The following is a 17,802-nucleotide window of genomic DNA, read 5'->3' on the forward strand; positions in this document are numbered from 1 at the left end:
ATTGTGAGCGAAGCGATCGAGGTCCCTGGGTTCGGATTGGTCCGAGCAGCGCAGGGTGACGATGGTGCAATCTGGCTGGAGAGCGAGGCGACTGGGTCTTGGATCGTGGAGCTGATGCCCCGCATCGATCTCGCGCCGACGCCCTCGGTGACAGCCCCGCCCCCTGCCGCTATTGCCGTCGCCCAGGCGCTCGCGACTTCGCTCCCTGAGCTTGCTGGTCTGCTGCAGAAGGCAGCGCCCGTGGCCGGCGCGGGGGTCGAGGCCGTTGGCGAGGCGGGCGACCTCGTCGTCCGGTTCTCGCCCGAGATCCGCAAGGGCCTTCTCGATGGCTCCTACGCATTGGTGCGGACCGGCCTCCGCACGCTGCCGAAGGTCAGGAACACCCTCAACGGCCACTTCGACGAGACCGCCGAGGTGGTCGGAGCCATCGGTGCAACCGCCGCCGCTGGAAGCGTGGTTGCAGCGAGCGGCGTAGGGAGTGCCGGTGTCGCGGGTGCCGGCGCGGCTGGCGCAGCGGGAGCCGCCGGCGTGGCGGGTGCCACGGGCATCACGGCCACCGTTGCCCTTCCGCTCGTCATCGCCGCGGGTGCTGCGCTCGCCGCAAGTTGGGCCCAGCAGCGCTGGCTAGAGCAGACCTTCGCCGGCGTCGAGCGTGCGCTCGCCCGCATCGAGACCCGTCTCCGTGACGACGACTTCGGCACGCTCCAGGGGGCGGAGGCGCTCCTCGAGGTGATCGGTGATCGCGCTGCGTTCGGCGACCTGGCACCCCAGATCCGCGCCGAGCTGGCCGTCGCCCATCGACAGGTGGAGGCGATCTACCGATCAAGGCTCCGGTTCGTTGAGCGCTTCAAGGTCGACCTCGAGCGATGGCAGGTCGAAGCTGTCCGTAAGGACGGCAAGCCGGTTACCTGGACTCCAGAAGTCGTCGCTGCCCTTGTCGAGGACAACTCCACGACCGTGGCGGAGCTGGTGGTGTTCTTCCAGGCCATGCTCACTCGTGCGCGGATCTCGACGGCATCGGCTGCTCTCCTGGTCACCGAAGGTGATGCGATGTCGGCCTTCCGGATCATCGACGGCGTGCGCTCGTCCATCCGCCACGACTACTTCGACCTTCACAACCGGCTCGCCGCCCTCGCCCGTAACGAGATCGACGCCAGCATCTGGAAGAACCCATTCAGCTCGAAAGACCGCAAGCACGCTCATGAGATCGTGAGCATCCTCTCGGGCAACCTCGACCGTGCAATCGGCGAGCACCTGCCCGAGCCCGACGAGGTCGTCGAGTTCGCAGTGCCGGCATCGGCCTTCCAGGCCGCCATCCCGGCGGTCACTTGATGGGCTGAACAGCCCGGGCTTCCTCGCACCAATCCGTTCCCAAGGCGCTCCATCTCCCCACGGCCCTCTGGTCTCGTTCAGGCTGGCCGGGGGGTACTGCGTCTGAAGCCGATGAACTCGTCGAGAACCTTGCCTCGGTCTGCCGGCTCTTCGCCGGTGATCCTGATGTAGGCGTCGAGCGCGACCGGGTCTTGCTGGTCTGGCACGCGCCGCGCCACCAGTTGCGCCCTCCAGGCGCCGAGTCCGTCGATGCCAGCTCGAAGTCCGCCGAGGCCGTTGACGAACCTGCCCCGCTTCTTCGGGTCGGCCGCCGATCGGGCAGGGAGGGCGATCCGATGGGCGAGGGAGTGGCGTCCCACGGGCACGAGCACGAAGCCCACCGCGTCGTTTGCCAACTGGGCTACCTCGGAGCATGCGGGGCACAACATGGAAGACCACCGGCTCCCCGAGGGGATCACCACCGCCGCGCACAACCCGCAAAGCTCGCTGTGGCGTCGGAAGTCGAAGCCGGGCCACGGCGCTTGGTCGGCGTCGGCTTGGCAGGCGCAGTGCTGCACAAGGTTGGGGTGCTGAAGGACCTCTCCGCGGAGCCCGCCGCAGCGCGTGCACACGGCGAGCGTGCCGGTAGACGGGTTCACGCAGCCCACGCTACGGACACCGCTCTCGGGCGCCGCGTCGAATTCTGGTCACCTTGCGGGCCCTGTCGTCGGCCGTGGCATACCGCCAGACGGCACGTGAACTTCGCGCTTCTTGCCTCTCGGCCCGACGAACTTCTTCGATCGACGTCCTGTGCCAGCGCCCATGGGTCCGGCGGAAAGGACGAAAGAGAGGAACCACCGATGACCGAAGACCCCAACAACGATGACGACGACATCCTGACCCCCTCCCCGGAACAGGCGGCGCCCAACGCTGCTGACGCTGATGCGGACGGCGACAACCTGAGCCCCAAGGACATGCGCCTGATGGAGCTCCTGCTCGAAGGCGTCACCCTCGTTCGAGCTGCGTCGCTCACAGGCATCTCGGAGAGGACCGCTTCTCGGCGCAAGAAGCGCCCTGCGTTCCAGGCGGCGTTCCGCTCGGCGCAGCGGGACCTCGCAGAGAACGTCCGGGTGCGGCTCATCGCCTCGATGAACCCAGCCGTGGACGTGATCAACGACCTAGTGGCGGGCGCCGAGTCCGAGCGTGTCCAGCTCGCCGCGGCAGCGATAGCGATCAAGCTCGGGACGCTAGCTGCCCAGACCGATCTCGAAGATCGGCTGGACGCCGTCGAGGCGAAGCTCCAGATCACCGGCGTGGTCCCAGCCTGGAATCCCCCACCCATCCCAGAAGTGCCGGGGCAGGTGCACCATGTCGACGGTTGAACAACGGCTGGCTCGGGTGGAAGCTCAGTTGACCCCACTGCAGGAGGAGCCCCCTGACCTCCGCCACGTCGTCACGAGCGAGGAGGCCATGGCCCAGGTGGAGGGATTGGAGCACCTCCCGATCCTCATCGAGGGCTTCATGATGCCGGTGCATGACGAGAACAGGAGCCTGGCAGCGCGGGCAGTCCATGCGATGCTCAACCACGAGGCAAACAGCCCCGGTTGGATCGCCGCCCGCGATGAGCTCGATCGAATCGCCCGTGGCGACACGAAGGGAGTCTCCCCGAGGCTCGCGGCGGACGAAGTCACCCGCGCCCGTCAGCTGTGGTGCCTGCTGGCCCGCTACTACCTGAACCCCGTTCTCCACCTGCCGCCCGACCCTTGGAGCCGCAGTGGAACAGGACAAAGCAGGACAAACCAGGACACGCCGACGTCCCGCTAAGCGAGGGCCAACGCTCCTTGACAACCACATATGCCCAGGTCAGAGAGGGTGTCCGCTCACCGATGTTCGGCTCGGATCGGGTCGCCCGAGCGAAGCGCGTCCCTGATCCACCAAGCAACGTCCCCAAGCAGGCTGCGGGCAACGCCTGGACCTGGTCGGGAGGGGTTTCCTACCGGCCCCACGCGGGCGGAAGGTCCGATGGTAGGCGAGGGCAGGTGGCCGCCCCGGAGCTGGTTCGGCGCGCGGCGAGCGCACGCGGTCGGGGCAGGTCTCGGTCGGTCTCCTCGATGGCGATGCTCACCGTGATCGGCGACGCCTCCAGCGCGGCAGCGATCCGCTCCATCTGCGCGTCGGTCCGGGCGGGGGAGTGGTGGAACAGCACCAGCTCGCCCGCACCGACCTCGATGGCGAAGGCCAGGGCCTGATCGATGGTGGCGTGGCCGTACTCCGCGGCGACGGCTTCTTCCCCGGTGATGAACTGCGCGTCGTGGATCAGCAGATCCACTCCCGCGGCCAGGTCGAGCGCAGCTCGGCGTTCGGGATCGGTGCGCGCCGGCAGGTGGTCAGGGAGGTAGGCGAACGAAGACCCCTCGTCCTCGACCCGGTAGGCCAGCGTGCGACCTCCCTTGTGGGGAACGTCCGCCGCCGTGACGGTCAGCCCCTCGATCGTGCTGGTGCCCAGGTCGATGGATCCGAACGACCAGTGTCCCTTCAGCCCCTCGGGGCCGATCGGGAAGTGCGGTGGCGACATCGCGTGGCGGAGGACGTCGAGCGGCTGGTCCGAGCCGGCGGGAACCAGGAGCCGGACCTCGGAATCGTCGCGGTCGCCGGCGGAGAAGAACGGCAGGCCTTGCCAGTGGTCCCAGTGCAGGTGCGTCAGCAGGATCGTGCCGCGGAACGGATCTCCGCCGAGCATCGGGGTCACGGCGCGGATCCCGGTGCCGGCGTCGAGCAGAAGGCGGGGCGCGCCCTCCCCGTGGGGGGTGACCGCGACGCAGCTGGTGTTGCCTCCGACCCGTGCGAACGCCGTTCCCGGCGCGGGGGTGGAGCCGCGCACACCGCAGAAGCGCAGCCTCACCCGTCGGCTGCTCCCCCGCCCGATCCGACGCGGTGCTCTTCTCGGCGGTGACCCTGGCTGATGTCGGCGAGGGCCGCCGGATCGACCTGGTCGGCCTGCACGATCGCGACCTTCGCCCGGGTGAGCGCTCGCAGCGTCGAGGTCCTCGTCCCGCCTTCGAGCACGGCGCGCTCGCCCAGGATCGCGCCAGGGCCCACCTCTGCCACGGTCTCGTCGTCGACGTCCACGGCCAGGACTCCGTTGAGCAGGAGGTAGATGGCGGCACCCGCCGCCCCTTCCGTGGTCAGCAGCTCGCCCTCTCGCAACTGCCGGTACGAGGGCTTCTCGCCACCGCGCATGATGCGGCCGGCGACCTCGCGCTCGAGCGCCGTCTCCACCTCGGTGACCAGCGCCGCTGACTCCTCGTCACCCCAGGGGGTGTGGAGGCCGAACGAGGTTCGCCACCACTCCTTGAAGTCCGCGAGGCCCCCCTTGGCGGTGAGCCTGGATTCGGCGTCGTACACCCAGTGGCGGGGGAACGGGCTCGCCCCCACCAACTCGTGCTCCGACGTCCCATCCGCATGGATGGTCAATGCGAGCGTCGTCCAGACCACGGGCGCCTGGAAGGCCACGAACGGCGGGCGCTTGACCCGGCGGGGGGCAGGGATGGCGGTGTGCCCGCCCACGGTCTGCACGAACCGTGCGGAGGAGCCCTCGATCTGGACCGGCTGCGTCAGGTCGGGGAACGACAGCGCCGCGAACGTGGCCTGCTTGGGGCCGATGGCGACGGTGGTCGCGCCCATGACGCCGCTGCCGGAGTAGCCGGCGTCGATGATCTGGCCGTCCTCGACCGAGATCCACGCCGCCAAGTGGTTCGCGAAGCGGAACCGATCGGTGTCGGCCAGCGAGTGGAGGTCGTGGATCTCGTCGGGTGGAGGGTCGTCGTAGTGGGTGAACCCGGTTCCGAAGATGGCCTTGTTCAGCCCCGTCACCGCCTCTGACGGGATCCAGGAGAGACTCGTCACACTCGATTCGACTCGCATGGCCCTCGGCCTCCGTTTCGTGGCCGGCAGCAGTCGCGTCGACCCTCCCTTCGGAGGGTAGGCATCGGGGTCCTGGCGGACGATGGGGCCACCCGGTGTCCGGATGGGGTGCTGGCTTCCCCTCCCGTTCAACAGCAATGCCCTTGTCCGGGGGAGCGCGTTCGTATTGCATGGCGTCGTGATCGATCCGGATGCGGTGGTGGTGGGCGCGGGACCGAACGGCTTGGTGGCGGCGATCACCTTGGCTCAGGCGGGCCAGCGGGTCCTGGTGGTCGAAGCCGCTGATCGGCCAGGGGGTGGGACCCGCTCGATGGAGCTGATGCGGCCGGGGGTGACCCACGACATCTGCTCCGCGATCCATCCCCTCGGCCTCGGCTCGCCCGCGCTGCGCAACCTGCCGCTCGAGCGGCACGGGCTGCGCTGGATCCATCCCGATGTCCCGTTGGTCCATGCGCTCGACCGCGGCCGCAGCGCGTCGCTCCACCGGTCGGTCGCTGAGACGGCTGCGGGGCTCGGGGAGGATGCGGCCGCCTACCGCCGGCTGTTCGACCCCCTGATGCGGTCGGGTCTGGACCTGACCGACGGCCTGTTGGCGCCGTTGACGGTCCCGCCGGAGCATCCGGTCGCCCTGGCCCGGTACGGCCTCGTCGGTGTCGGGTCGGCAAGGGGGCTGGCCGGCCGACGGTTCTCCAGCGACGCCGCCCAGGGCTTGTTCGGCGGGCTCGCCGCCCACTCGGTCCTGTCGCTGCGTGCCCCCGCCACCGCTGGGTACGGCCTGATGCTCGGGATGCTGGGCCACCTCGTGGGCTGGCCGATGGCCGAGGGCGGCTCCCAGGCCATCGCCGACGCCCTGGTGTCGTTGCTCGTCTCGCTGGGTGGCACGGTCGAGTGCGGCCGGCGCATCGCCTCGCTCGACGAGCTGCCACCGACCCGCGCCGTGCTGCTCGACCTGACCCCGCGCCAGGTCCTGGCGATCGCCGGCGAGCGCGTCCCGGCGCGCTACCGGCGGGCCCTGCAACGGTTCCGCTACGGGCCGGGTGTCTGCAAGGTCGACTGGGTGCTGGATGCGCCGATCCCGTGGGCCGATCCGGATTGCTCCCGGAGTGCGACCGTGCACCTGGGAGGCGCGCTCGAGGAGGTCGTGGCCGCCGAGGGCGAGGTGCAGAAGGGCCGGCATCCGGAGCGGCCCTTCGTGCTGCTCGTCCAGCCGACGTTGTTCGACCGCACTCGGGCACCCGAGGGCACCCACACCGCATGGGCCTACTGCCATGTGCCCCACGGCTCGACGCTGGACGTGTCCGGTCGCATCGAGGCGCAGGTCGAGCGGTTCGCTCCAGGGTTCCGCGAAGTGATCGCGGACCGCCACGTGATGCTGCCGGCGGCGATGGAGGCTCACGACGCCAACTACGTCGGCGGCGACATCGGCGGGGGCGTCGCCGACCTTCGGCAGTTCATCGCTCGACCGACCTTTGGGCTGCACCCGTGGCGCACGCCCATCGATGGGGTGTGGCTGTGCTCCTCGTCGACGCCGCCGGGCGCGGGGGTCCATGGGATGTGCGGGCTCCTCGCGGCCAACGATGTGCTCGCGGTGCGGCGCTGAGCACGTAGGCGCACAGGTGCGCGCTGCCGCTCGCTCCCTGAGGGAGGGGCCACCCCGCGCGGAGTTGGTGCCAGCACCCTTCTCCTTCCGCGCGGCACGGTGTCGAATATCACCATGTCGTTCTTGGCGCGTCGGTCCCTCGCAGCACCCGTTGTCCGAGTGAGCGCCCGGTGAGCGAGGTGGGCTCCGACCGCTCGATCTCGGTGGTGCTGGCCGACGACAACGTGATCATCCGAGAGGGCGTCCGGGCGATGCTGGCTCGCGAGCGCGACCTGGAGATCGTGGGGGTCGCGGAGGACTACGACACCCTCGTGGCCGTCGCCGACGAGGCCGCGCCCCAGGTCGTCGTGTCGGACATCCGGATGCCGCCGGCGTTCCAGAGCGAGGGCATCGATGCCTGCAAGGAGATCCGCAAGCGCCACCCCGGCACCGGCGTCGTGATCCTCAGCCAGTTCGACGATCCGGACTACGCGATCAAGCTCCTCTCCGAAGGGGCCGCCGGCTACGCCTACCTCCTCAAGGACCGGATCGCCGAGGGCGATCAGCTGGCGCAGGCGATCCGGGCGGTCGCGTCCGGTGGCTCGTCGCTCGACCCCTCGATCGTCGACGCCATGCTGCGGCCGGTGACCGCGTCGACCGACGGGCTGTCCCCGGACGATGAGGCGCTCTTGGCCATGCTCGCCGAAGGCAAGCCGATCAAGGCGATCGCGGCCGTCCGCAAAACCACGGCGGCGGCGGCGAGCAACGATGTCGATCGGTTGTTCGCGACCCTCGCCGAGGGGGCGTCGGCGGGGGCGGCCGGTGCCGTGCGACGGCTGCGCGTGCTGCACGAGGCGATCGTCACCCGGGAGGAGCAGGGCGAGTCGTTGTCCCGGCTGCTGCCCGGAGGCGTAGCGGCCAAGCTCCTCGCCGAGGGTCGGGGCGTGGGCGAGACCGAGCGGCTGACCGTCACCGTGGTCATGTCCGACATCCGCGGCTACTCGACGATCGCGGAGCACGCGGATCCGTCTCGTCTCGCCGGCCAGCTCAACGCCCACCGCTCGGCCATGAACCGAGCCATCATCGACTTCCACGGCACGGTCATGCAGTACGTCGGTGATGCCGTCATGGCCGTGTTCGGTGCGCCGGCTCCGTCGGCCGCGCACGCCGACGACGCGCTCGAGGCGTCGATGGCGATGCACGAGGCCCAGCACGCGGTGAACCGGGGCTGGGAGGAGGAGGGGCTGCCGGTGTTCGACCTCGGCATCGGGTTGTCGACGGGCGACGTGGCCGCTGCGCTCCTCGGGTCCGAGGAGCGCGTCGAGTACTCCGTCGTCGGCGATGCGGTGAACCTGAGCCAACGGCTGCAGCAGCTCGCAGCGCCGGGGCAGGTGGTCATCTCCGAGCCCACCTGGGAGCTGTTGTCTCAGCGCCCGACGGATGCGGAGCACCTCGCGCCAGAGCTGGTCAAGGGCAGGGACACGCCGGTCGCGCCGTGGCGGATCGGACCACTGTGAGCGCCGCGCGCGACCGGTCTCCCGCGCGGCCGAGGCGCTGAGGCCCGGATGACGGTGTGGCTGGCACCCGGTCGCGATGTGGGCAGCCTGCTTGCGCGCGGCCGCTACGTCGCATCCAATGATCCCAGACGAAGGAGACCGAGATGAGCGTCGACCTGAGCATCCCGTACGTGTCGGCGGCATCGGTCCGTGGCGCGTACCGCACGTTCGAGGCCGACCTCGCACCGGTACGAGCGTTGCGCGGGGCCGACCTCGAGGTCCGACGAGGGGAGTTCGTCGCGGTGATGGGCCCCTCGGGCTGCGGCAAGTCGACCCTGCTCAACCTGATCGCCGGTCTCGATGTGGCGGACGAGGGCGATATCTCGATCGACGGTGTGCTCCTCACCGGGATGAGCGAGGACGACCTGGCGCGCATGCGACGGCAGCACATCGGGATGGTGTTCCAGTTCTTCAACCTGCTCGAGGGGATGACCGCGCTGGAGAACGTGGTGATGCCGGCGGTGGTTGCTGGCACCAAGCGCAAGGCGGCCGAGACGAGGGCGCGCGACCTGCTCGACCTCCTCGGTCTGGGCGACAAGGCCAAGGCGGCGCCGGTCACGTTGTCCGGCGGTCAACGCCAGCGGCTGGCCATCGCCCGGGCGTTGGCGAACGAGCCGACGGTCCTGTTGGCCGACGAGCCGACGGGCGCGCTCGACTCCGAGGGAGGCGAGGAGGTGCTCGAGCTGTTCCGTCGCTTCCACGCGGCGGGCCAGACGATCCTGATGGTCACCCACGACCAGCCAGTGGCCGATGCGGCGGAGCGCATCGTGCGCATGCGCGATGGCCGGGTGGTCGATGACGGGCTGGTAGGGGCGGCTGCGACACGCGTGGACGCCGCCGCCGGTGACAGGTGAGCCAGGCCCTCCACTCCCCGTCGCGGTCCATGCCGGCCGGTGTCGTCGCCGACGAGCCGACGGAGCTGGGGCCGGCGTTCTGCCTGCTCGCGGCGCCGCTCGCCATCGTGCTGGCGGCCGCTGCCCTCCTCTCGCTGGCGGCTGATGATCGCGGGGTGGCCGGGGGAGCGATCGTCGCGGCGGTGCTGGTCGGCATCTGGGCGGTCGCCGGACTGCTGATCGGCCTGCGTCAGCGCACCGACCGGCAGGCGCCGATCGTGCTCGCGATCGCCGTGCTGGGCGGGGCGGCGCTCTTGGCCCACGCCGTGTGGCTCCACCGGCTCCCCGACGGCGGGGTCGCGTCCTGGCGGACCCTTTCCTGGGTCTTGGCGGGTCTGGCGTGCGGCGGTCTGCTCCACCTGCTGGTCGGTCTGCCGAGCGGTCGGTTGTCGGAGCCGTCGCGGCGCTGGATCGTGGCCCTCGGCTACGTCGCGGCCGCGGTCGCCGGCGGTCTGCTCTCGCGGAGCTCGAGCGGCGCGCTCGACTGGGCCTGGGCGATCCTCGTCGCCGTGTACGTGGTGGGCGGCGTGGCGCTGGCCAACCACCGGTACCGTCGGGCCGGTCCCGATGAGCGTCGGAGGATGCAGTGGATCGGGTGGGCGCTGGCCGTCTCGGCCGAGGTCGTCGTGGTGGTGGCGGCCCTGGAGGTGATCGCCGACTGGCCGCCGCAGCCCTGGCTCATCGTCGCGGTGGTGAGCGCACTGCTCCCGCTCTCGCTGATCGCCGGGACCGATCGACGACTCCTGGCCAGCGTCGACCACCTGCTGGCCCACACCGTGGCGCTGGCGGGGCTCACCGCGCTCGTGCTGGCCGCGTACGTCGTGGTGGTGATCGGTCTGGGTCGAACCCCCAGCGGGACCGAACGGTCGTTGCTCCTGGCGTCCATGGTCGCCGCCGCTGTCGCCGCTCTCCTCTACATCCCGGCGCGCCAGCGGCTCACCGCCCTGGCCAACCGCCTGGTCTACGGCGAGCAGTTCGCGCCGGACGAGGCCCTTCGGACCTGGGGCTCCCGTCTGAGCCGGGCGATTCCGCTCGAGGAGCTGCTCCTGCAGCTCGCCGAGTCGCTGCGCAAGACGATGAACCTGGCATCGGCGGAGGTCTGGACCGGTGCGAACGGGCGGCTCGAGCTCGCGGCCGGGGTGCCCCACCGCGAGGCCTCTTCCATGGGCATCGCCGACAAGGAGCGGACCGTGGTCGCTCGTGCCGGGGTGTCGGGCGGAACCTGGATCGAGGTGTGGCTGCCGGAGCTGGCGGCGCAGCGTGACCCGATGCTCATCCGGGTGGGCCCCGTCGCCCACGGCGGCGAGCTCCTGGGCCTCATCGTGCTGGAGCGCCGCGCCGACGGCAGTTCGTTCTCTGCGGAGGACGACCGGGTCGTGGTGGAGCTGGCGCGCCAGGTGGGGCTCGCGCTCCACAACGTCCAGCTCGACTCCGCGCTCCAGGAGTCGCTCGAGGAGCTGCAGCGGGCCAACGAGGAGCTCAGGGGCTCCAGGCTCCGCATCGTGAGCGCCGGCGACGCCGAGCGCCGCCGGCTCGAACGCGACCTCCATGACGGCGCCCAGCAACACCTGGTGGCCATGGCGGTGAAGCTGCGGCTGGCGGAGGACCTGACGGACGAGGATCCGGGCGAGGCGGCCTCGGTGATCGGCGAGCTGCGGGCCGATCTGAAGGACGCGATCGCCGAGCTCCGAGCGCTCGCCCACGGCATCTTCCCGCCGCTGCTGTCCTCGGGCGGGTTGACCGAGGCGCTGCCCGCCGCCGCGTCGAGGGCCGCGCTGCCGACCACGGTCGAGCTCGAGGGAGTGGGCCGGTACCGCGCCGAGATCGAGGCGACCGTCTACTTCTGCTGCCTCGAAGCGCTGCAGAACGCCGGCAAGCACGCCGGGGATGGCGCGACGATCGTCGTCGCGGTCCACGATGACGCACGTGACCTTCGGTTCGAGGTCCGCGATGACGGCGCCGGGTTCGAGATCGGTGGCTCGGCGAACCTCGGGCACGGCTTCGTGAACATGACCGACCGCCTCGGAGCGATCGGCGGTCGCCTCGACGTCCGATCGAGCCCCGGTGCGGGGACGACCATCAGCGGCCAGATCCCGTTGGACGCCTGAACCCCTCGTCCCCTCCGGACTCCCACAGCGCTCGGATCTCTCGGCCGCCGAAGTCGTCCTTCGGGACGTAGGCCGACGCGCCAGATGTCCGGGCGTCCGGCGGCAGGTCGCTCAACTCGTAGGTCGACAGCAGGACGACCATCACCGCCGGGTCCTGGGCAACGAGGTGGCGCGTCGCCTCGATGCCGTCCATGGCGCCCATGTTGATGTCCATCAGGACCAGGTGCGGGGTCAGCTCCGCCGCCATGGTCACGGCGTCCTCGCCCGATTCGGCCTCGCCGACCACCTCGAAGCCCGACAGGCGATCGACCACCGATCTCGCCGCGCTGCGGAACGGCAGCTGATCGTCGACGATCAGGACGCGGACCACGACGTTGACAGCCACCTGGTCATCGTGACGCATCCGCTCCGGCTCTGGAGGGGTGCTACCACGAGTCGTCATGTGTCGCTGGCGGCCAGGTGCACGAGCACCGCTTTCACCCGACGGTTCACGTTGGGCTCCTCGTTCAGCCCGAGCTTGGAGAAGATCGAGTTCGAGTGCTTCTCCACGGCTCGTTCGGAGAGGAACAGCGACGCGGCGATCGCCGAGTTGGACCGGCCGGTGGCGAGCTCTGCCAGCACCTCCCGCTCGCGTGCGGTGAGGTGCTTCAGCGGCGACGACGCCCGTGCGGACCGGGCGCTGACCAGCTCCTCGACCACCTTCGGGTCGACGACCGAGCCGCCGTCGGCGACGACCTGGATGGCCGTGACCAGCTCGTCCAGTTCGGAGACGCGGTCCTTGAGCAGGTAGGCGCGGCCGTCGGAGCCGGCTTCGAAGAGCGCGAGGGCATAGCTGGGGGTGGCGTACTGCGACAGCACCACCACGCCGATGTCGGGATGGGTGGACCGGAGCTCGGTGGCTGCCCTGATGCCTTCGTCGGTGCCGGTCGGCGGCATCCGGATGTCGGTCACCACCACGTCGGGGAGCGTGTCTTGGACCGCTTCCAGCAACTCGTCGAACGTGCCGCAGGAACCGACGACCTGGATCTCGCCGTAGGCCTCGAGCAACCGGGTGACGCCGGCCCGGAGCAGGTAGTTGTCCTCCGCCACCACGACCCGGATCGTCATGGTCCCCAACAGTACGTGCACGGCGGATGCACCGGCAGCGGGAGTCGTCGCCCCGCCGCGTGGACCGTGGCTTCCTGGCGACCGTTGGCAGGCGAGGGCGTCGGAGGGCTGAGGGTGCCGGTGCCGACCGATCGGGCGTCGGTCATTCGCTCCGGAGCAGCACGCTGATGGGGACGCGTGCCGCCGCCCGACCCGGGATGGCGGCGACGAGCACCGACACGATGACGGTGCCGGCCGTGACCAGGGCGACGGCGACCACGGGGATCTCCGGACGCACCACGGCGTGGAGCTGGTGGGCGAACGTCACCCACAGGGCGCGGCCCACGATGATGCCGGCCGGCACTCCCACCAGCGCACCGATGGTCACCGTCACCGCGGCCTGCCAGGTGAGGGTGGCACCCACTTGCCGCCGCGTGAGCCCGAGGGCCTTCAAGACGGCGAGCTCCCGGCGCTGCCGACGGACGGATGCGAACAGGGCGAGGATCAGCGACAGCAGCGCTGCGACCAGCAGACCGCCGGCCAGGATGGCGGGCGCCGACCCCATGTCCTGGTAGTTGACGATCTCGGCGGGCTTCTGGACGCCGACGGGGTCGACGCTGTTGCCCGAGACGGCGAGCGGAGGCACCTTCTTGGCCAGGTCGCGGTGGGCCTGGGAGGTGTCGGTCCCCGGCTTGAACCGCACGATCACCGCGTTCGGCCCGGGGTCGGCCATGCCCGCGTCGTTGCGGTGGACGCCAGGGATGTGCTGGTAGTCGACGAGCGCCCCGGTCCCCATCGACGTGTGCGAACCGTGACCGACACCGAGCGTGGCCAGCGTCGCGGTCCCGACGACGCGCAGTCGGGCCGGTCCCGAGTCGTCCGTGGTCGAGACGGTGTCACCGATCTTCTTGCCGAGCTGCTCGAGGGTCTGCTCGCCCAGCACCACCTCATCAGGGCCGTTGAGCGCGTGACCCCTCAACATGGGTGGGTTCACCGCAGCGTCGGGCTGCCCACCGATCACGGCGACGTTCATCCCGTCGAGCTCCATCGAGCCGAAGTAGATGCCGCTCCACGCCTCGACGTTCGAGTCGGCGTCGAGGACCTTCGCGGTGGCGGCCTTCGGCAGGTTGCCGTAGCCCGAGCTGGCGAGCAGCATCTCGTCCCAGTTCCACCCGAAGAGCTGGGGTTGGGAGATCAGGGCGTCGAGGCTGGCGCTGAAGGTGAGCGACGCCGTCATGGCCATGATGGCCACCGCGGCACCCACCATCACCGACCGTGTCGACACGGCCGTCCGGCCGGTGCCCGGGCGCACGGCGCGCCCGATGCCCAGCACCGCGGCGACCGACAACCCTGCAGCGCTCGCTCCTTGGACCACCCTCGACGGCCGGGCGTTGGGTCGTCCCCGGTGCGCCGACCGGTGCGGGGCCTGGCGCCACGCCAGCGTCACCGCCACGAGCGACAGCAGGACCACCAAGGTCGCCGCACCGGCGGCCAGCACGGCCCAATCGACGGAGACGCCCCGATCGACCTCCACCCGCCGTATCGACCCGATGGGGGCCAGCGGGGACAACAGCACGGCCACCACGAGGGCCAGGGCGACACCCACCGCGATGACCAGGGCGGCGCCGACCAAGCCCTGCGCCGCGGTCGTGCCCGGACCCGCCCCGATCGCCCGCAGCTGCGGCAGATCGTCACGCTCCACCGCGAGCTGCCGGCCGAGGGCCTGCCCGGCCAGGACCAGGGTGGCCAGGAGCGCGATGAGCCCGAACACTCCGAGGGCCACCGCTTGCGGCCGGATGGCTCGCTGGGCCTGAGCCGCCGTGATCGCCGTCTCCCGGAAGAACACGGGCGATCCCGGATCCAGCAGCCCGGCGTACTCCGCCTTGACCCGCGGCACATCGGCCGCGCCCCGTCGCAGCCTCAGCCCGGTCCAGGCGTAGGTCGCCCACTGCCGCTCCTTGGCGGTGAACGCCGGCGTCGCCAGGACCCTCGGGACCCGGTCGACCTCGTCCTGCACCACCTCGTCGGTGAACACACCGATGCCGACGATCTCTACGGTGAGGGAGTCCTTCGGTGCCGCCGCCTCGTTGCCCGACTCGACGTCATCCGCGCTGAACACACCCACCGGAAGCCGCTGGCCGACGCCGTAGTGGGTCAGCTCGGCCATGGACTCGCTGATCACGACCTCGCCGACCTTCGTCGGGTCGGCCATCCGTCCGTGGGTGATGGCCATGGCGTCCTGGTCGAAGTAGAGCCCGTCCACGCTCCCCACCCACTCGCCCTGGTCGGTCACCGCGTCCAAGATCGGCGCTCCGTCCGGGTCGAGACGTGCGGTGTAGAACGCGACGTAGGTCTGGTGGCCCGTGACCTCGGGGAGCCCACCGACCGCCTCGATGACCTTCGGGTCGTAGGGCCCGCTGTCGATCGCCAGATCGGAGCGGTTGCTGTCGGCCAGGAAGCGGTGGAACCCCGAGGCCGTGCGCCGGGCCCCCGCCACCGATGCCATGGCCACGCCACCCACCAGGGCGATGAGCAGCGCCACCCCGAGGTAGCCCAACCACCGGCGCGCGAACGTGCACCGGAACCGGTACCACGCGATGTTCACCGCGGACCCGGCATCGGCTGCTCGCTGGCGTTCCAGGGACCATCGACCATGGGGTCAGTTGACCTGAGCTGGCCGATTCGGGCAAGGGGGCAACCGCCCAGGCCGAGAGGGGTACCAGCACCACCCCGCGCACCCCGGTGCACCGGAGCACGCGGCTGCGGGGCCCGGTGGTGCGCGGTGAGCCGGAACGGTCAACGAGCTGGACCTGGTGCCGATGGAGAGGGGTGACGGACTCCCTCGGCCACGATCGGCACGCGCCCGTGCCTGCCTCGACGGCGGCTGCCGCCGACCGGCGCCCGTGGCGCGCCGCGGCGATCGTGACCGGCCTGGCCGCGCTGTGGATCCTGCTGTCGTGGGCGACGGTGCCGGCGGGGCAGCAGATGGGGACGTGGACGACGGTCTTCTCGACCCAGCAGTCGCGTGCCGAGGTGCTGGTCGCGCAGATGGACGGCCAGGCGTTCGCCCAGCAGGCGACCGATCCCAGCCTGGCCCACCTGACCGCCGGGTACTCGGGCGATCAGCACCAGGCGGCGTACCGGGCGGCTCGGCCGGTGCAGGGCTGGGTCGACTGGGTGGCGTCGCTCGGCGGCCAGCGGTCGCTGCTCGCGCCGATGATCCTGGTGCTGACCGTGATCGGCATCGGGCTGCTGCCGCTGGCGACGGGTGCGGTGGCCCGGGCGCTCGGCCGGGAGCTGCGCTGGGGGGAGCTGGTGATCCTCACGCCGGCGGCCATCGCCTGCCTGCGGTGGCCCGGGCTGTGCGAGCCGCTCGCCGTCGTCGTCGCGTTCGCCGGCCTGGCGGCGTGGCTGCGGGGCCGGCACTCGCTCGGCATCGTGCTGTTCTGCGTGGCCGCGCTCACCCGCGAGACCACGCTGCTCATCCCGCTCGGCCTGGCGCTGACGACGATGGCGCAGACCCGTCGCCTCCGTCCGGCGCTGCCGTTCGGCATCCCCGCCCTCGCGTACGTCCTGTGGGCCGGCGTGGTGCGGCTGCGGATCGGCGCGTTCCCCACCGGCTCAGCGCAGATGGGCCTGCCGTTCGTGGGGCTGGTCCGGACCGTGCCGCACTGGCAGCTCCCCGAGCTGATCACGTTCGTGCTGCTGGTGGCGGCGTGCGTCGAGCTGTGGCGCTCCCGCGACGCGGTGCTGCGCGGGATCCTCGTCGCCCACGTGGCGTTCGTCTCGTGCCTCGGCCCGCTGGTCTGGTGGTACTGGTGGGGCTTCGGCCGGGTGACGCTCCCGCTGTTCCTGCTGGCGCTGACCCGGCCCGCGTCGCATCCGGCCGATGACGACGACGCGGGCGTCATCGCCGGTGCCGACGTGGCCGCCGACGCCTCGGTGCCCGCCACCGCCTAGCCGCACGGCCGCCGGGCCGGCCGCCAGGCTGTGCCCGATGACCGGGCCGCCGCCGCCGGGGCCGTGGGAGACTTCGCGCATGCGCGTCGAACAGGTCGCCCTTCCGGTGCTGCGAAGGGTCAACCGCTCATCGCGGCTGGCCCCCGTGCTCGACACGCTGCTGAAGCCGTGGAACCCGTTCAGCCCGGCGCTCAACGTCGACCCGTACCCGGCGTACGAGCAGCTGCGCGCCAAGGGCAAGGTGGTGTGGCACCGCGGGCTGAACAACTGGATCGTGTCGTCGTTCGACGAGTGCGAGACCGTGTTCCGGTCGCCGGTGTCGGTCGACCGCGGCGACCTGTTCTCGGTCGTGTCGCCGTGGTCGAAGCTCGCCGGGGCCGACCGCGAGACGTTCACCAAGTCGATGCTCCTGGTCGACCCGCCCGACCACACCCGCCTCCGCCGCCTGGTGTCGCGGGCCTTCACGCCCCGCACGGTCGAGGGCCTCGAGCCCCGCGTCGCCGAGATCACCGAGGAGCTGATCGGCAAGGTCCGCCACGACCCCACGGTCGACCTGTTCTCGTCGGTGTTCGCCCCGCTCCCGATCTACGTCATCGGCGAGCTGCTGGGCGTGCCCGAGCAGGACTGGGGCCGGCTCAAGGCCTGGTCCGACGAGTACGCCAAGGTCATCGATCCCATCAACGCGTTCGTGCCGGCGGAGATGGCCGCGGCGATGCGGGAGATGAAGGCGGCGCTCGACGGCTGGATCGACGTGCGCACCGCCGAGCCCGGCGACGACCTGCTGTCGAAGCTGATCCAGGCCGAAGACGAGGACGGCGGCGCCAAGCTGAGCCGGGTCGAGCTCCAGTCGATGATCGCCCTGCTCATGACCGCCGGTCACGAGACCACCAGCGGGCTGCTCGGCAACGCCGTGGTGGCCCTGTCGGACCGTCCCGATCTGCGGGCGCGCCTGGCCGAGGACCCCACGGTCGCGCCCGCCGCCGTCGAGGAGCTCCTCCGCTTCGACAGCCCGGTCCAGAACACCGACCGCATCTTCACCGAGACCATCGAGCTCGACGGCAAGACCATCAAGGCCGGTCAGATCGCCATGCTGGCGCTCGGTGCCGCCAACCGCGATCCCGAAGCGTTCGAGCGCCCCAACGAGCTCGACTTCGACCGGCCCAACAACAGGTCGCTGTCGTTCGGCCACGGCATCCACCACTGCGTCGGCGCCGCGCTGGCCCGCCTCGAGGCCCGGATCGTGCTGCCGGCGGTCTGCGCCGCCTTCCCCGACCACCGGGTCGACCGGGCCGACGTGAGGTGGAAGAGCTCGATGACCCTCCGCGGCCCCGTGGTCCTGCCGATCACCACGCGCTGACGATCGGGCCCGGTCCGGGCCCCGACCG

15 protein-coding genes are annotated in these 17,802 nt (G+C 71.0%); 9 read left to right on the forward strand and 6 right to left on the reverse strand.

Annotation, left to right across the window (positions count from 1 at the left end; translation table 11 throughout):
* The first annotated feature begins 114 nt into the window (after nt 1-114).
* Complete coding sequence (locus ACPPVX_RS13630; protein ID WP_426571104.1) at nt 115-1,332, forward strand: hypothetical protein; 1,218 nt, start codon at nt 115-117, stop codon at nt 1,330-1,332.
* Nucleotides 1,333-1,409: 77 nt separating this feature from the next.
* Here ACPPVX_RS13630 and ACPPVX_RS13635 read toward each other — a convergent pair whose 3' ends face one another.
* Nucleotides 1,410-1,727, reverse strand: coding sequence for a hypothetical protein (locus ACPPVX_RS13635; protein ID WP_426571105.1), 318 nt, complete (start codon nt 1,725-1,727; stop codon nt 1,410-1,412).
* 444 nt (nt 1,728-2,171) lie between these two features.
* Here ACPPVX_RS13635 and ACPPVX_RS13640 point away from each other — a divergent pair, with 444 nt between their 5' ends.
* Nucleotides 2,172-2,693 carry a helix-turn-helix transcriptional regulator gene (locus ACPPVX_RS13640; RefSeq protein WP_426571106.1) on the forward strand — a complete coding sequence of 174 codons (522 nt, stop codon included), beginning with the start codon at nt 2,172-2,174 and terminating at the stop codon, nt 2,691-2,693.
* Nucleotides 2,680-3,135 (forward strand): hypothetical protein, encoded by a 456-nt coding sequence (locus ACPPVX_RS13645; RefSeq protein WP_426571107.1) that lies wholly within the window; start codon nt 2,680-2,682, stop codon nt 3,133-3,135. Before ACPPVX_RS13640 ends, ACPPVX_RS13645 begins: the two co-directional genes overlap by 14 nt.
* 169 nt (nt 3,136-3,304) lie before the next feature.
* On the opposite strand, the gene ACPPVX_RS13650 is transcribed toward ACPPVX_RS13645, so the two are convergent.
* Both ACPPVX_RS13650 and ACPPVX_RS13655 read right to left on the reverse strand, forming a co-directional pair.
* A complete protein-coding gene (locus ACPPVX_RS13650; RefSeq protein WP_426571108.1) occupies nt 3,305-4,213 on the reverse strand; it encodes an MBL fold metallo-hydrolase in 909 nt (302 codons plus the stop codon).
* Nucleotides 4,210-5,184 carry a cyclic nucleotide-binding domain-containing protein gene (locus tag ACPPVX_RS13655; RefSeq protein ID WP_426571109.1) on the reverse strand — a complete coding sequence of 325 codons (975 nt, stop codon included), beginning with the start codon at nt 5,182-5,184 and terminating at the stop codon, nt 4,210-4,212. Before ACPPVX_RS13655 ends, ACPPVX_RS13650 begins: the two co-directional genes overlap by 4 nt.
* Nucleotides 5,185-5,338: 154 nt before the next feature.
* Here ACPPVX_RS13655 and ACPPVX_RS13660 point away from each other — a divergent pair, with 154 nt between their 5' ends.
* The 4 genes from ACPPVX_RS13660 to ACPPVX_RS13675 all read left to right on the forward strand — a co-directional run bounded on the left by ACPPVX_RS13660 (nt 5,339) and on the right by ACPPVX_RS13675 (nt 11,371).
* Nucleotides 5,339-6,835 (forward strand): phytoene desaturase family protein, encoded by a 1,497-nt coding sequence (locus ACPPVX_RS13660; RefSeq protein ID WP_426571110.1) that lies wholly within the window; start codon nt 5,339-5,341, stop codon nt 6,833-6,835.
* 170 nt (nt 6,836-7,005) lie between these two features.
* Nucleotides 7,006-8,331 (forward strand): adenylate/guanylate cyclase domain-containing protein, encoded by a 1,326-nt coding sequence (locus ACPPVX_RS13665; protein ID WP_426571111.1) that lies wholly within the window; start codon nt 7,006-7,008, stop codon nt 8,329-8,331.
* Nucleotides 8,332-8,567: 236 nt separating this feature from the next.
* The gene (locus ACPPVX_RS13670) at nt 8,568-9,224 is read left to right on the forward strand and encodes an ABC transporter ATP-binding protein (RefSeq protein WP_426571112.1); all 657 of its coding nucleotides are present in this window, start codon (nt 8,568-8,570) and stop codon (nt 9,222-9,224) included.
* A gap of 29 nt (nt 9,225-9,253) precedes the next feature.
* Nucleotides 9,254-11,371 carry a histidine kinase gene (locus tag ACPPVX_RS13675; RefSeq protein ID WP_426571113.1) on the forward strand — a complete coding sequence of 706 codons (2,118 nt, stop codon included), beginning with the start codon at nt 9,254-9,256 and terminating at the stop codon, nt 11,369-11,371.
* On the opposite strand, the gene ACPPVX_RS13680 is transcribed toward ACPPVX_RS13675, so the two are convergent.
* From ACPPVX_RS13680 to ACPPVX_RS13690, 3 genes are all read right to left on the reverse strand, one after another.
* Nucleotides 11,343-11,756 (reverse strand): response regulator, encoded by a 414-nt coding sequence (locus tag ACPPVX_RS13680; protein WP_426571114.1) that lies wholly within the window; start codon nt 11,754-11,756, stop codon nt 11,343-11,345. The two genes, ACPPVX_RS13675 and ACPPVX_RS13680, sit on opposite strands and share 29 nt — an antisense overlap.
* 53 nt (nt 11,757-11,809) lie before the next feature.
* Nucleotides 11,810-12,478, reverse strand: a complete 669-nt coding sequence (locus tag ACPPVX_RS13685; RefSeq protein ID WP_426571115.1) for a response regulator transcription factor — start codon at nt 12,476-12,478, stop codon at nt 11,810-11,812.
* Nucleotides 12,479-12,620: 142 nt separating this feature from the next.
* Entirely contained in the window at nt 12,621-15,062 is a 2,442-nt protein-coding gene (locus ACPPVX_RS13690) for an ABC transporter permease (RefSeq protein ID WP_426571116.1), read from the reverse strand.
* A gap of 260 nt (nt 15,063-15,322) precedes the next feature.
* Between ACPPVX_RS13690 and ACPPVX_RS13695 the strand changes: the two genes are divergently transcribed.
* Nucleotides 15,323-16,417, forward strand: a complete 1,095-nt coding sequence (locus ACPPVX_RS13695; RefSeq protein WP_426571117.1) for a hypothetical protein — start codon at nt 15,323-15,325, stop codon at nt 16,415-16,417.
* A gap of 79 nt (nt 16,418-16,496) precedes the next feature.
* Nucleotides 16,497-17,774, forward strand: coding sequence for a cytochrome P450 (locus tag ACPPVX_RS13700; protein ID WP_426571118.1), 1,278 nt, complete (start codon nt 16,497-16,499; stop codon nt 17,772-17,774).
* The last annotated feature ends 28 nt before the right edge of the window (nt 17,775-17,802 follow it).

This window comes from Aquihabitans sp. McL0605 (genome assembly GCF_049993875.1).
In the GTDB taxonomy this organism is placed as follows: Bacteria; Actinomycetota; Acidimicrobiia; order Acidimicrobiales; family Iamiaceae; genus Aquihabitans.